Source organism: Vibrio sp. YT-19(2023), from assembly GCF_033337395.1.
In genome coordinates, this window is record NZ_JAWOQN010000029.1 from 44117 (window position 1) to 58316 (window position 14200).

The 14200-nt window shown below is 38.5% G+C and carries 9 protein-coding genes and 2 pseudogenes; 5 read left to right on the top strand and 6 right to left on the bottom strand.

Annotated features, from left to right (window positions below; all coding sequences use genetic code 11):
• Positions 1 to 57: 57 nt before the first annotated feature.
• Positions 58 to 2433 (bottom strand): hypothetical protein, encoded by a 2376-nt coding sequence (locus tag R7E78_RS18805; protein ID WP_065871657.1) that lies wholly within the window; start codon positions 2431 to 2433, stop codon positions 58 to 60.
• Positions 2434 to 2511: 78 nt separating this feature from the next.
• On the bottom strand, positions 2512 to 3339 hold the full coding sequence (locus tag R7E78_RS18810; RefSeq protein ID WP_065871656.1) for a hypothetical protein: 828 nt from the start codon (positions 3337 to 3339) through the stop codon (positions 2512 to 2514).
• 94 nt (positions 3340 to 3433) lie between these two features.
• Here R7E78_RS18810 and R7E78_RS18815 point away from each other — a divergent pair, with 94 nt between their 5' ends.
• Positions 3434 to 4642 carry a winged helix-turn-helix domain-containing protein gene (locus R7E78_RS18815; RefSeq protein WP_065871655.1) on the top strand — a complete coding sequence of 403 codons (1209 nt, stop codon included), beginning with the start codon at positions 3434 to 3436 and terminating at the stop codon, positions 4640 to 4642.
• 378 nt (positions 4643 to 5020) lie between these two features.
• Here the strand turns inward: R7E78_RS18815 and R7E78_RS18820 are convergent, their stop codons facing one another.
• A complete protein-coding gene (locus R7E78_RS18820) occupies positions 5021 to 7696 on the bottom strand; it encodes an ankyrin repeat domain-containing protein (RefSeq protein ID WP_318058134.1) in 2676 nt (891 codons plus the stop codon).
• Between the two features lie 129 nt (positions 7697 to 7825).
• On the opposite strand from R7E78_RS18820, the gene R7E78_RS18825 reads away from it, so the two are divergent.
• From R7E78_RS18825 to R7E78_RS18840, 4 genes and pseudogenes are all read left to right on the top strand, one after another.
• Positions 7826 to 8743 (top strand): viperin family antiviral radical SAM protein, encoded by a 918-nt coding sequence (locus tag R7E78_RS18825; protein WP_318058135.1) that lies wholly within the window; start codon positions 7826 to 7828, stop codon positions 8741 to 8743.
• 78 nt (positions 8744 to 8821) lie between these two features.
• Positions 8822 to 9439 (top strand): deoxynucleoside kinase, encoded by a 618-nt coding sequence (locus tag R7E78_RS18830; RefSeq protein WP_140069164.1) that lies wholly within the window; start codon positions 8822 to 8824, stop codon positions 9437 to 9439.
• Positions 9440 to 9889: 450 nt separating this feature from the next.
• Positions 9890 to 10122 (top strand): annotated as a pseudogene (locus R7E78_RS18835) (MerR family transcriptional regulator); the annotation flags it as partial.
• A 77-nt stretch (positions 10123 to 10199) separates the two neighbouring features.
• Positions 10200 to 11130 (top strand): annotated as a pseudogene (locus R7E78_RS18840) (IS1595 family transposase).
• A 5-nt stretch (positions 11131 to 11135) separates the two neighbouring features.
• Here R7E78_RS18840 and R7E78_RS18845 read toward each other — a convergent pair.
• The 3 genes from R7E78_RS18845 to R7E78_RS18855 all read right to left on the bottom strand — a co-directional run.
• Positions 11136 to 12236: a hypothetical protein gene (locus R7E78_RS18845; RefSeq protein ID WP_025607707.1), complete on the bottom strand. Its 1101-nt coding sequence runs from the start codon at positions 12234 to 12236 to the stop codon at positions 11136 to 11138.
• An 839-nt stretch (positions 12237 to 13075) separates the two neighbouring features.
• Complete coding sequence (locus R7E78_RS18850) at positions 13076 to 13738, bottom strand: hypothetical protein (RefSeq protein WP_225481803.1); 663 nt, start codon at positions 13736 to 13738, stop codon at positions 13076 to 13078.
• 59 nt (positions 13739 to 13797) lie between these two features.
• On the bottom strand, positions 13798 to 14200 hold a 403-nt coding region (locus R7E78_RS18855; protein WP_318058136.1), incomplete at its 5' end, for a hypothetical protein.

Below are 14200 nucleotides of genomic sequence, written 5' to 3' on the forward strand. Positions count from 1 at the left end.
GCAATACACAACTATGGATCAAAAACTGATTGTTTAACAAATACATTAATCACATGATTAATAGCCAGCAACAGGCTTCAGTGAGGCGTTACGCAACCATATTTTGTACTCTTTTGCTAGAGGTGACACTGATACTCTGGCTTTTTGCTCCTTTCCTCCGTATCTTCCAAGCACAAACCCAAGCTTAGTCAGCAGTGCTTTTAAATAACTTGTGGCTTTGTAAGTCTGCTCCGCTTTATCTAAGCTGGGGAATTTCAAGTGCGGTGGGAAATAGAGGTCAAGGCCATCACCATCCATCTTTCTCAATACGTCGGCTACAGAAGATTTAAATAAGAAGTGATTCGACTTTTCTTCTTCGAAGTTATAGCCATCAAACACTACGAGATAAATCATATTCGCTATGTATTCTTTCTGCCTTGAATAAATACCGAGCTTTAGAAGACTCGATTTGTCCAACACAAACGGGAGGTGAGCAAATAGCTCTCTATCGAAGTTATCATCAAACTTTACATGCTCTACATTGATTTTGTCTAAGTTGTAGATCATTTTGATCTCAAACTTTCTGACCTCTGCTAAAGCTATTGACGATAGTGCATTACAACGTTGTTTGGTGGCAAATTCCGTCGATGTTATATCAACCGCTTTCACGACTGCAATTTGCTGTTGGGCTTTGAATTCAACATCAAACTGCCTTTTATGTTTGGAAAGGGCAGTATTGTGCTGCATAGAATTTTCACAAGAGACTGCAAAGCCAAGCTTTTCTAGTGTAAATCGCATTGATAGAGCTAGATGCTCATTAAGCTCTCGCTTTTGCCTTTCGAATTTCAACCTTTCTGTATAACGTAGCCCGAGATGTGAGTGGCGGTGTTTTTCAAGACAGTCGTTAGATTGGTTATTACGAGAGCTTTTCAAATCGCCACACCAAAAGTTATATTCCTTTGCACATCGAAATCGCCTCGAGAAATTAACTAACTCTCTTGGTATCAAGGTGGATTCACAGATGACATTCACTGTGTTGGTATAGTTTTCAATAATCGAAAAACCAGCACCTAAACATGGAGATGCAATGACAGCTTTGTACTTTGTCACTTCTCGATTTGGATCTTTTAGAAAAGCTTTCTGAGCTGGCATATCTCGATTATCACTATGCAGCACAAGTACACCGTCATTTAAAGCTTTCGTCTCGCAATCTAAACCCAGATGATTTTGATAGCCTAGCTGACCAACGACTTGTTTCAGTGTTTGAAGATTGTCAAACAGAAACACTTTATCCCCCTCTAATACAGTTCGAATCTGCTTAGGATTTAAAAGTTCCTTTTTGTTCAAGATCGTTGCGTTAAGGGTTTTATAAGGGTTTTCTGCGCACTCAACTACTGACAGTTCCCCACGAATTTGCTTGAGAAAGGATAATGAGTTATCTGTAAGATCAGCGTCAGCTACTATTACCCTTGGTACAGTTTTTAAAATATGAACTAGTGCATCAAACACTCTATCTGCTTGCATCGTTCGACTGTTCTCGCTACATACGAGAGTCTTGTAGACCTTCTCAAACTCATCGATAAGTAAAGTATGTGATGAGCATATCTTCTCGAAGAGATGGGGTTTCCAAATACTATTAATTACACTCCCCATGCTGTTGGCTTGTCCTAACTTCATTAGATCTTGCTCTTGATAGGACGCACAGCTTACTTCCAAACAAAATTGCTCCACTAACGAAATCAAATGCGAAATATAAGTCACATTTTTATCTGCCGAAGCGCTACGAGCAATCGGAGTATATACATAGCTTGTTTTACCCACTCCTGTCGCAGCGATAATTGCCGTGGTTGACGGGAGTTGAGAGAGTTCTAAACCTCTCAAGCTGTCTACTCGCTGATAGTTATCAGATGAATTGATTTTAAAGTCACGCTCTACAGCCTCTTTCACCCTTTCTATCTTGCGCTCAAGACATCGAATGAAAGGTGCTTTCAAACTATCATCCTGAATATATGCTGCTGCACACTGTTTAGCACAAGAAAAAACAAACGGAATTTTTATGATCGCTATCTTCGCTGCTAGCTGAGCAAGGTTTCCAGAGCGCGTTAACTCAAATGCTTTACATAAGTACTCAAGCTTTGCATTTTTAGGATGCGGGAGGGACTCCGAAATTGACAAATCAAACACAGAACAACCTAGCCCTAAGTAATTCTCTTGTAATATCCTGACTGCGTCTTTGCGAAAATTTTGGCTGTCAATAGCAATGGTTACACGATAGTTTGCATATCGATAATATTCACAAACTTTCTGGAGATTTTTTTTATCTAAAGGGGTTACGATTGTTGCTGTTTCTGACTGGAAATTGATTTTGCCTGATGCCTTAACAACGATACTTTTCGTTTGTCTTTCTTGCTCAACTAAATGAGCAAAATTATGATTTTTAGCTACTAGTTTCATTATTTTTATTCTTATTCTTATTCTTATTCTAGTTTTTTGAAGCAGGCACTGAGCGCCTGTATATCTATGTTGATTGCTCTATATTTGTTCAGATAAATGCTGTTCTAAGCGGCCTTCGAGACGGTACCTCTCTGCCATTGAGAACTCATATTCTTGTTGTAACCTTTGGTTTTGCTCCATGAGTTGATGAGCTTGAATTTCTAGCTGTCGATTCATGACATTAAGCTCAGTTATCACTCTCTGATTTTCAGCATCTCTGTCTTGTAAGCTTTCAATTTCTATCTGACATTGCTCTAGTTGCATGAGCTGAGCTTTAGTCTCAAAAAGTTCTTCCATCTTTGCTTGAGACTCAATCGCCTTCCCTTCCAATACTACTAACTGGCCCCTCAACTCATCGATGAGTTCGCCACTTTCTATCAACTGAAGTGATAGCATTGATTTTTCAACGTCGTCTTGAGCAGATTTTTCAGCTAGGGCATTGTTAATCTCTTCCTGTGTCTGCCGCCATATGCTTTCAATATCCACCTGAATCGAACCCATTAGCTTTTGGGAAAAAGCCTGCGGAATAGGCTCTAACGCCAGGTTTTGAGAATGGAACTCCCAGTACGCTTCATAAGCCGCTCTCGATTTGTTGAACTTACCGCCGACCGCTTCATTCAATTGAGTCACGTTTTCAATTGGCTCCCCTGAGTTTTCGCCCTCTTTCATTGCTTTGTAGTAATCAGAGAATGGCTTTCCTTTTTGGGGGCTATATCCCAACGATTTCAGTTTCTCTACAAACGATGCTTCCATCAGCAAGTAAGTTTGGTCTGTAAAGTTAGTTTGTTCGGTATGTCCGTCAGTAAGTAAGTTACTTATAGTCTGCTCACTGACTGACTTTGTTTGGTTGTAATTTTGTTTTTTCATTTTTGATTTTCCGACTTATGTGTTGAACATGACTTCACTTTAAAATCTCTGTACCATACACAAAATAACCAAAAAACCACCCAACCATGTTGACATGAGATATAAAGAACTAGAAGCCGAATTAGTATCCAACCTTGAAAAACTCAAAGCTAGTGCATCTCACAAAGGGCTTAACCTCCTCAAAAAGAAGTGTCACAAGAGTTCAGGAATTCTGGTTTCAACAGCATTTTCTCAACCACAATTGTCAGCCCATTATTCAAGCTTAATTTCAGATACCATTCCTTTTTGCAGGAAATATGAAGGCCTGAAGCCACAAAGTGTTGAAGAGTTAATACGCTACTGTGGTGGACTAAGCACAGCTATAAATAACATCCAATATGCTTACGAATTCGAATTACCGATGAGGGTGGAAGTAGATGATGATTTAGAGTTCTTACTTTTTTCGTTAGAAAGCGTTTTGCTAAAAGCAAGGAGTGCAACTAACCAAACTAAAAAATGGATACCTTTTGAAATCGCTCAAGAGCAAGGGCGATTAAATCTTTTTGAGTCCCAATACAAAACTCGTTTGCCTATGTGTGCTGTTTGTTGGAAACGGACATTTTCATCCAGTTACTATTGTAAAGAGCACCATTCCATTCACAACAAAAAAGCGTACAACTCGGCCGTACGAAAGGTTCTATCATTTACGGGAAGACACTCTTCTAACTCAGAGTTAAAAGATTTTTCCAATGCATATAGAAAGAAGAACGGAAAGCAAAGAGGCCTAGCTGCTAAGTTGTTCAGCATGGTGAACGATAGCATCCCAGCAGTAGTTGATGTTCTCAGTTATCAAACCGATGAACACTGGGAGTCATATGCCGAATCGATAATTCTCTATGCTAAAAATAACTACCCTACTAGCTTTCATCGCTTACAACAGGCCGATAGTTTAACTCAATTCTCCAGCTTTAATTCTCTTCTAGGTTGGGGATTCATGGTTATCGAAAGCCTCGATGACTCGGAGGGTGAATCTTCACGATGGGAAGCTTCTGAAGAATTAAATCATTTCAATAACGGTCAATTGAGGTTTGCTATTCTGAGCATTTTAGCGAGGTATGAAGCTACGCAGCGCATATATCAGCCATTGAAGTCGGGTCCTATGAAAGGCTATGGTGCAGACGTGGAGCGCCGAGAAATTTTGTGTGAACTCTACCGTAAGCAGTTAGAAGATAACGGACGAGTCAACTTATCCCAAATTGCCAGAGAAATGGGACTCTCTAGGCAAAGAGTGAGTGTGTTAGTGAAAGAGCTTCTGTTTATGTAAAAAGTGCATTTGTTCAGTTTATATATATAACCTACCAAAAATGCACTTTTCTGAATGCACAAGCAACAAGCGCTTGTGCTGACCTATAGTCCGACCAATCAAGCTTAACCTCGCTAACTCGAAAGTGGACATTTTTAATTTGACATCGACGGACTAACTTTCAACCTATTAATAACTTTTAGTATCCAAAAGCATAATCAGGCACTGCTTATCACTGTTACAGAGATTCAAGAAAATGGACAAAAACTTCCATCTTCAACCAGTTGTGTTAGATTCATGTTATGCACTTTTTCAGCATAACATGCAGACCATCCTTAGAAATACTTGTACCCTGAAATAAACTTCAACTCAAATCGAAACTTATAACTAAATCTACCGTTAAAAAACCTTTAAGATTTTCTTATAAGTCTCGTGTCTGGCAATACTACGGCCTTCAGACAAGAGAAAGTTCTTCAGAACGTCGTAAGCTAGCGGATTATTGGCAATTTCTCTGGCCAATTGCTCAGGTATTATTCCTTTTGAATCTTCAATCTTTAGTAGCTCAGGTCTCTTTTCAATTAATAGTTCAATTATAGGCAGATCGCCCATGCGAGTAGCCGTATGTAACGCTGTTGCACCTTCTTCGTTAATTAACGTTGCATCACAACCATGCTCTAGTATTAGATAAGCTGATTTTAAGCATCGACTAGCTGCTGCTGCATGAAGGGCTGTTCTACCCGTGAAATCTTGAAGATTCGGATCTGCGTTTGCTTTTAGTAATGCTTCTACCGTTTGATGATCTCTGTTGTTTGCAGCTAACATCAAAGGTGTCTGGAGTTTAAAGTCAGTTATATTAACGATTTCTGGCCATAATTCGATGATTTTCCTGATGCCTGTAACCATCGCACTAAATACATTACTAATTTCATTATCAATATCGATTTGTTTATAAGAATTTAATTTAGTACGCATTTCATAGCTCATCTTCATCATTAGAAAAATGATGCTATCTGCTTGTGGATATTTCAGTTGTTTCTTTTTTAAAGCTTTGTGTTTTTTTAGTACTAGCTCAATAGAACGTCCATTCTTTATACACTCTACGAAATCACGACTAAACTTTTCCATATCGCTAGAACAAGAAGCAAAAAGCGGTTGATAGTTAGGATAGCATTGATACAACTTTTCCCAAAAATACTCATGTAACCCACGCGAAACGTCATAAATATTAGATTCTCCTTTCAGCCCCCCCCAGTAGTACATGTCTCTAAAGTACTTTTCGTGATTATTAGGAATGAGTTTTTGGTTTGCTATAGCCAATGCGAATGCATCTCTAGCTAACAATCCTCTAAACTTTCCAAAGCTGTATTTCTTACATTCATCGATAGCCAAATTTAGATTTTTTTCTGCTTCTTTAAGCTTGTTCTGCGCAATATAATGAAGTGCTTCATAACGTAGTATATTTGCTTTTGAAAATTCAAAATCATCACAGTTTTTCGCCTCATCGAGTAAAGCAGATACCTTTTCTTCGGTTTTTGAATCAAAGTTCTTAAGGAGTAGATGAGCTTCTAGTTCAAATAATATTCGCTTCATCGACTCAGTAGGTGTGGCTTCTAGAAATTTTAACCTTTCAACAATCATGTCAACTATATTAGGATTTGAATATTGATTCACCTGAATAATTCTAGCCCCATATACCACCTCAAAATCATCAATATCCTGCAAGTGTTTAAATGGAGCTTTGTTTTGTTTTAGCTTATCTATCAAAACATCTCTACGCATAAGGTAATTATTTGAATAATCGCCTTCTTCTCTTATAAGTTTATTTATTTTTTTAAATTCATATTCAGACGTAGGAAATATATTATCTAATATATCCTCTTCTCCAGAACGGCTAAAAATATCATTAATTCTATCTGTAGTGCTCCATGGAATACAGTGGTTATTGGCTGAGGTAAAATTTCTCAATAAATCGTACCTTAAAAAAGAAGGAAGTTGTTCTTCAAAAAACTTATTTTCCTCATGGTGTCCTAAATTTCCCTTTTGAATATGAGCCTCAAAAGTCAGGTTATATACATAGTCGTAAAGTTCAACTAACTGAAGTGTTTTATTTTCATTTAAGTCAAAACATAGCTTATCAACTTCAGGTGTTAAATACTTAACTAATTGCTCATATCCCTCTTGAATAGCTCTGGCTATCAGCAACCTCATACGTATCACTTTAGAGCTTGGTGCCTGATATCGTACTTTTAGTTTCTGTACAAAATCTTGCTGCTCCGCTGCTGAGCATTCACGCCTTAATATTAACTTTAAGTCTTCACAATCAATAGCTATTTCATGCTGTAAGTCATCATAAGACAAACCTTTTTTTTCAATAAACTCCAGAGCCTGTTCAAATTGCGAAGACTTTTCATCAGGCTCAAAGCAGCCACAAAACTGTATATTCACTTTGTCCGAAAACGTTTTCTCGATACTTGATATTTCAGGGGTGCTCGTGCCTTTTTGCCAGTTGTAAAGATTCCTTAATACTTTCTCGTATTTATCATCACTATCTAGATCGTTGTCTAAATTATTAGCAATAGATGTTTTGGTGTTTTGGATTAAGTCGATAAGCCAATTCAAGACTTGCGGTACAGGGAGAAGAAGCTGCGTAGGTTCAATCGTAGAGTCTACGGCAGGAAGATACCAAAACCGTCCGCCAGGCATACCCTCATCCATTTTTGATTCAATTTGCCAAAATACCGTATGTCTCGCTAGAGCTGGTATGATAACCCTGGCTAAATAATGCCAAACGATTTTTCTTTGTGACGCCTTTGAAGAATAAACATTGAGTTCGATGTTCTTATGCATCAAGTAATCATCTGCAACATTGGAGATCAGATCTTCTTTCGCTCTTTCATCAAGCCCTAAAGCATCCGCTATATCACCCAAAATACTTTCCCAAGTATTAGATAAATTATCCATCGTCATCTCGACATATTTAAACGTGCTTTTCGATTTTGAAGTCATCTGACTATTAGCGCCAAGCGCTTTAGCAATTTGAAGAAGTACCGATTCGAAGGTTGGAAAAGTAGCCACTGAATGTCCTTTTATTGTTTCGTTTTCCGCTAGAAGAAGAAATTTGATGGGGGGGGATGTTGCTTTTCATTTTTCTACAGAGCCGATTTTATCATACTGAAGCCATCTGAATACCTGAGTATAAAAAGCATGACAACAACACAATCTAGAAAAACAAAAGAACTCGTAATCAATTGGCACATGACAGAGGTCTGCAATTACAGTTGTAAATACTGTTTTGCAAAATGGGGTCGCCCCAAAGAACTCCATCGTTCAGAACAGGCAATCGCTAACTTATTGGATAAGCTAGCAGACTACTTCATCAAAGGCACTCCAGTCTTAAAAGAAAAGCTGGGGTACGAAAGTGTTCGTCTTAACTTTGCAGGAGGGGAACCAATGATGTTAGGAAATACGTTCGTTACCGCTTTGGTTCTTGCAAAACAAAAAGGATTTAAAACCTCAATCATAACTAATGGACATTACCTAATTCATGGAAAATCACCGTTGCCGAAAGATACTTTAGACATGATTGGAATCAGCTTTGACAGTCAGTACTTAAGTACACGTATGAAAATAGGAAGAAACGATCGAAAAGGGAACTCTTTTGGTGTTAATGATTTAACACATGCTCTAGCGAACCTTACACAGTCACAAACAGGAATCAAAACAAAGATTAATACTGTAATTAATAGTCTTAATTGGGAAGAGGATTTCTCTAATTTAATTTCTAGTCTAAAACCATACAAATGGAAAGTATTACAGGTCATGCCTTATGGTGATAATGAAATACTAATTTCCAAAGAACAGTTCGATAATTTTGTTCAAAGACATAGTGGATTAGGGTTACCTATGTATTCTGAGTCTAATTCTACCATGACAGAATCATACTTAATGATTAGTCCAGAGGGTTGCTTTTACCAAAATACTGCCAATAAATCTGAGTATAAATATAGCGAATGCATTAATTCATGCGGTGTGGAAAAAGCTCTTTCTCAAATAGAGTTCAATCCAATTACGTTTTCTTCAAGATATAAAGAAACCAATATAGATATTGTAGAAATCTCATAAAATCTACTAACAAAAAATAAAACTAGGTTCCTTATTATAGGAGCTATAAATAATCACAAAATATTAGATGAGGAACAGATGAATAAATTTATCGTTTTTGAAGGGTTAGATGCATGTGGAAAAACAACATTAAGCTCTCTATATGCGAAAGAAATGAATACTATCGTTCATAATGCGGTAGTCCCTGAAGCTCATGATCTAAGAAAGGTCATTGACTCATATGAGTCAAAAGAGAGTGCATTTCTATTTTTTTTGTTAAATAATTTATTGAAGAGTAACGAGGTTTCGAAAGTATTAAACGATGAAGATATCATATTAGACAGATATATATTTTCAACTTTGGCTTACCAAACAATTATGCTTGGAGAAGATATTGTCAAAAACATTTTTGACACACTTAGAATTAATAAAAAAATACTTCTTCCAGAAGTGATCATTTTTGTTAAAGCCGATATTGAAACAATAAACAACAGAATAGAGACCAGAGGTGGTACAGTTCAGTGGTACGGCGATGCAGTTACGCAAAATAATAGTGTTGAATCAGCATATCACAAAGTTTTTGAATGGTTTGATATTCCAATTGTAGAGGTCGATACATCAGAAAAACATGGCCGTTCGGTAGAAGAAAATTACCAACTAATGAAAGATCGGGTCGAGCGCGTTCTTTCGGGAGGAAATAATTTGTACAGTTTCTAGTTCAATATCTCTTGGTGATATTGCATGAATATGCAGACACAAATTGCTCGTAAAGAAAGCCGTTTCTGCTTATGTTTAGGAGAACGTGAGCACTACTGCTCCGTGATTCGACATAAGCAAATGTAAGGTTAGATTCTGGCTAGATTGAACTGCGATTTATTACGCAAACTCATAAAGGGGCATAAATGAGCCAGCACAGATCTAGCTGGCTCGAAGATGGACAATAGTTTACCAGTGATTTTGCTAATTTAGCTATTCATATCATAAATAAATTCTCGTATTGAACACGGTCTACTAGCTACCGACTAATAACTCAAAATCATCCACAGTCCTCACCAACATCTCACTTCAGCCACGGTTGGTGAAAAATTCTAACAAGTCTACTTGACCTGTCTACTACCCTACAGTTCATACTATCCAAATACTAAGAACATTTGGGTCAAATCTCACATGTATTGCGTATTTCGGAATTGGGGCAAAGGCTGGTATATCTCGCACCACCTTGCTCTATTACGAGAAGCTAGGGCTGATTAACGGCCATCGCCTTGACAATGGGTACCGCTATTACAGCGAAAACGATTTTCAGCTACTGTTTTTGACTAAACAACTTCAAAGTGCAGGACTCTCACTGAAAGAGTGTGAACAATGCATGGACGCGAAGTTAAGTAGAAGCTCATTGGAAAACCTGATTACGCATAAGTTTCAGCTTGATCATTTCCGAGCCAAGCCTATACTCAGATCATTGGTTTGAGAGGTGTTTATGGCTAGAAATGAGATTCAGTTTCAAAAAGGTTTATCGTTGATCCGCTTCAACAACCTTTATGGAACGGAAACTCAGTGCTATGACAGACTTTTTTAATCTTAGGTGGGGTAATGGGTTTGTCTGCCCTAGCTGTGGCGGTAAAGAATACTGCAAGCTAAAGCGGCATTCGTTATATCAATGCAACACCTGCCACCAACAAACATCTCTTACCGCAGGGACTATTCTTGATAACACCAAGCTGCCACTGACTAAGTGGTTTCTCGCCATCCTCCTGCTGACTAAAGTTAAAAACGGCATATCAGCATTAGAGCTATCAAGGCTAATTGAGGTCTCATATAACACGGCATGGCGCATGAAGCATAAGCTCATGCAAGCGATGAAAGAGAGTGATGATAAAAGACAACTCGATGATGCATATTGGGGCGGTAAAACAAAGGGTAAGCGTGGCAGAGGATCTGTAAACAAAGTGCCTTTCATTGCTGCTGTCGCTCTGAATGAAGACTACAACCCTGTTTACATGCGAATGACTGTGGTTAAAGGCTTTCGTAAAGATGAAGTTGAGAAGTGGGCTAAGAAGCACTTAGTGCCGTCCACTCTCGCCATATCAGATGGACTTTCCTGCTTTGAAGCCCTGTCCAATGCGAACGTACACCATGATCGGGTTGTTAAAGATGGCGCACCTGATCTTGATGAAATTCAAGATAAATACTTCCATTGGGTTGATACGATGATCGGTAACGTCAAGAACTCATTGAGAGGAACTTACCATGCTATCAGTAAAAAGCATCTACCTCGATATCTCGGTGAGTTTTGCTTTCGATTTAACTACCGATTTAGACTCGAAGAATTGCTAGATGAGCTTCTTGGCTCATCAATGACAACACCTCCTATGCCATATCGGTTACTAAAATTAGCAGAGTCGTATTAAGTGACTCATTTGAGCCACTGATATACCCATCCATCAGCGATTAAGGTCTGTTTGATTTTAGCTTTATCTTTGCGACTGGCACGGTTGTAGATTGATCGGATCTCTTGCTCAAAGCTATCTTCATTAAACCCACGTTTAATTGCTTTTTGATACCACTCATGCCCTTGAGCAACATCTCCCAAGATCATCTTACATGCGCCAATTAGAGTGCATGGGCGGTAGTCTTGTTTAGTAAGTTCATGAGCTTGAGTACCAAATTGGATCGCTTTATCAAACATGTTTAGATCACGCTTTGCACCACCACTTGTGGTTAAGAGTGCCGATTTCAGGCTCTTGTTGCCATTTGCGAAATTGAATGGGAAGTTTTTATTAACCAGAGCGACCGCAATTTGGGGTTTCCCAGCCTTTCTGTAATCAGCAATAGCATTCACGAGATTCCAAGGTTTCTTCGTATCTTCCCATTTGCGCTTTGCTAGCTCAGCTCGATTCAGATAGTACAGCCCACTTACATATTGATTTTCAAAACCTTTATTGATTAACCATAAGTAATCGCTCTCAGAGATTGTTTGCCCTTTGGTCAATGGTTCGAGGATTTCTGCTGCTTTGGATCGTCTTAGTACCTTAACTACCTCTATCGATGGAAAATCAATGTAGTCCCTCTCATATTGAGCTTTTCGTTCCTTAAACATCTTTTCTGATGCTTCACGTCTCGCTTGCAGCTTTTGCTCTTGAATCTGGCGTTGTTCATTTCGTTGTTCTGCGGGAGTTTTGGTTCCGATAGAGACATGTTTTGAGAGCAGGGATTTAATCATTTCACAATCACCTGCGAACTCACCACTGTTAGTCGCTATCCTCTTTTTAGCTGAAAGTTTTAAAGGCATTAACTTCAAAGGTAATGAATATGGCGATTCAGGTTGGGAATCAATAAGCAATATCAAAGCCTCGGTGTACTCATTACCCATCAGTTTGGATATGTCATTAATCTCATTCATTAGGTACTCTTGGTCACTGGAAGCGGCAATGCTCTTTTCTATCAATTCTAACCAGCCATAATGGAGTGGGAACTGGGAGCGAGAGAACAAATTTTTTACTTTGCTGAGTGACATGTGAGTTAATTCCTTGAGTGAATGATGAACAGCCTTTGTTCATGTAAGTCATTATAAATGGGTAACAAAAAAGCGCAACGAAGTGATATTTCAACTTAGCTGAAAGTTATGCGTAATCAGGTTGGAAAATTGGCTAACGCAACTCAACCATGAAATTGATGAAAAATCCACGCCCGCGAGTTGCTACTGGCATTACTTGGATAACGCCCACAAAGATAGTTACACTTGGTAACAAGTGTCGTCTACTAAACAGAGGTGAGTTTGGCAAACAGGCTTAAGGCTTACACCAGTTGGCATCATTAATGTTGGTGGCTCTGATTCCACCAGTATTAATGCACAAAGTATAAAGTCAATATGATTGAGTAATTTTTTCAAAATGATAGATGGGAACTCGCCACGTGCCATCACATCAAACACGATATTACACCAATAATATTACCGAGCGTCTATAACTTTACAGGTTACGGTAATCAATACCTTCACTTGTTCCAAAGCACTATCAAGGCAATATTGAGTTGAAAAAGCATGGTTATCCGTCAATGACTCTATCTGCTTGGAAAGTCCTAAAAGTCTACGAAGAATTTTATCGAGGGTTAATGCATGGGTTCGCCAATCACTCTGGATACGGCTATTGGCTATTAGTAAATCTATCCTTAAGAGGTAAATTTGAAGCTCTAAGAGAATGTTCTGCTCTCCAACCTTTTTCGATATTAACTTCGCATCTTCTAGGCATTTGTGAAGATGACTAGTATTGATCTCGTTAGGTAGATGGGTTAACAACACAAACCTCCTTGGTGGATGAGTGGCTACTATCGAGTAACCACACACCTGCGCCAGTATTATTTAGATTTGAAAACTAGTCCATTTCTAGCCAGTTCATAGTCGAGATATTCCCAAGCAGTAAAATTTGTAAAGCCGATTTCATCATCATCTTTAATGTTCAGAAGAGACTTGTCACCTGTTTCCTCATATTCTTCTTCAACTTCACCTTCTACTCCGTTTAAAGCCTCTTCCACAAGCTGTTCTTGAATGTCTTCGTCTGACCAACCTAAGAATTTTGCAGTTAGATTTGGCTTAAGCCGATAGTAATCGTCAAGTTCACCTAGTGGTGGCTCTTTTCCTTGTTGTACCGCTTTAATGGTCTGTTCTAGCCCATAGGGGTACGTAGCCTCATCCCATTTGAACAACTGTTCTTCATCAACCACGAATATAAGCCAATAATCAGGATTAATAGCCACCTGCCAACCAAGTAAGTTGAACTCTCTAATGATGTAAAAGCGATCATCATGCGATAATGGCATGCCCACCATCTTCTGGATAAGCCCTTCACGTACTATGAACCGATTTTGGTTTGCTTCAGCATCCGATTTGTGAGTTTGAGAGCATAAAAGAATTAGCTTTGCTACTTGTTCATAATTGATACGATTATCTTTTACTCTTCTTTGAATAGGCATAGTTAGTTTTATCCTGTTATTTACATAAAAATTAATACGCGCTAACAACTAGCTAAACTCGCTTATACCTAAAACTAAAAAAGAAATCTCACGATTTTGCCCGATACTCAAGTCATCAAGCCAGTAAGTAACTCTTTTGTGACGTCTGCGGGATGACTGCTCCCTTGCGGCCTTACCCAAAAACGTATTGATTCACTAAGAGTTTTGGGACTTCCATCTTCACCATTGGCAAAAGGGATATTCAGATCAAATGGGAAAAGAGCATTATGGAAGCAAGTGATAATGTCTTGTTTAGAGTTCAACTTACCCTCGCTAATATACCCTTCAGCGAACTCTTTGATTATTGCAGTTTCTAGTAGTACTGACTGAAACCAATCGACAGAGTGCTTATATGAGATGACCCAATTAGGACCATTTACAATATCAAAACTAGTGATCCGCACCAGCAGTTTTGGACACCGAGTTAAGTGAGTACAATCACTAACGAGGTGAAGCATGACAAGCAAGAAA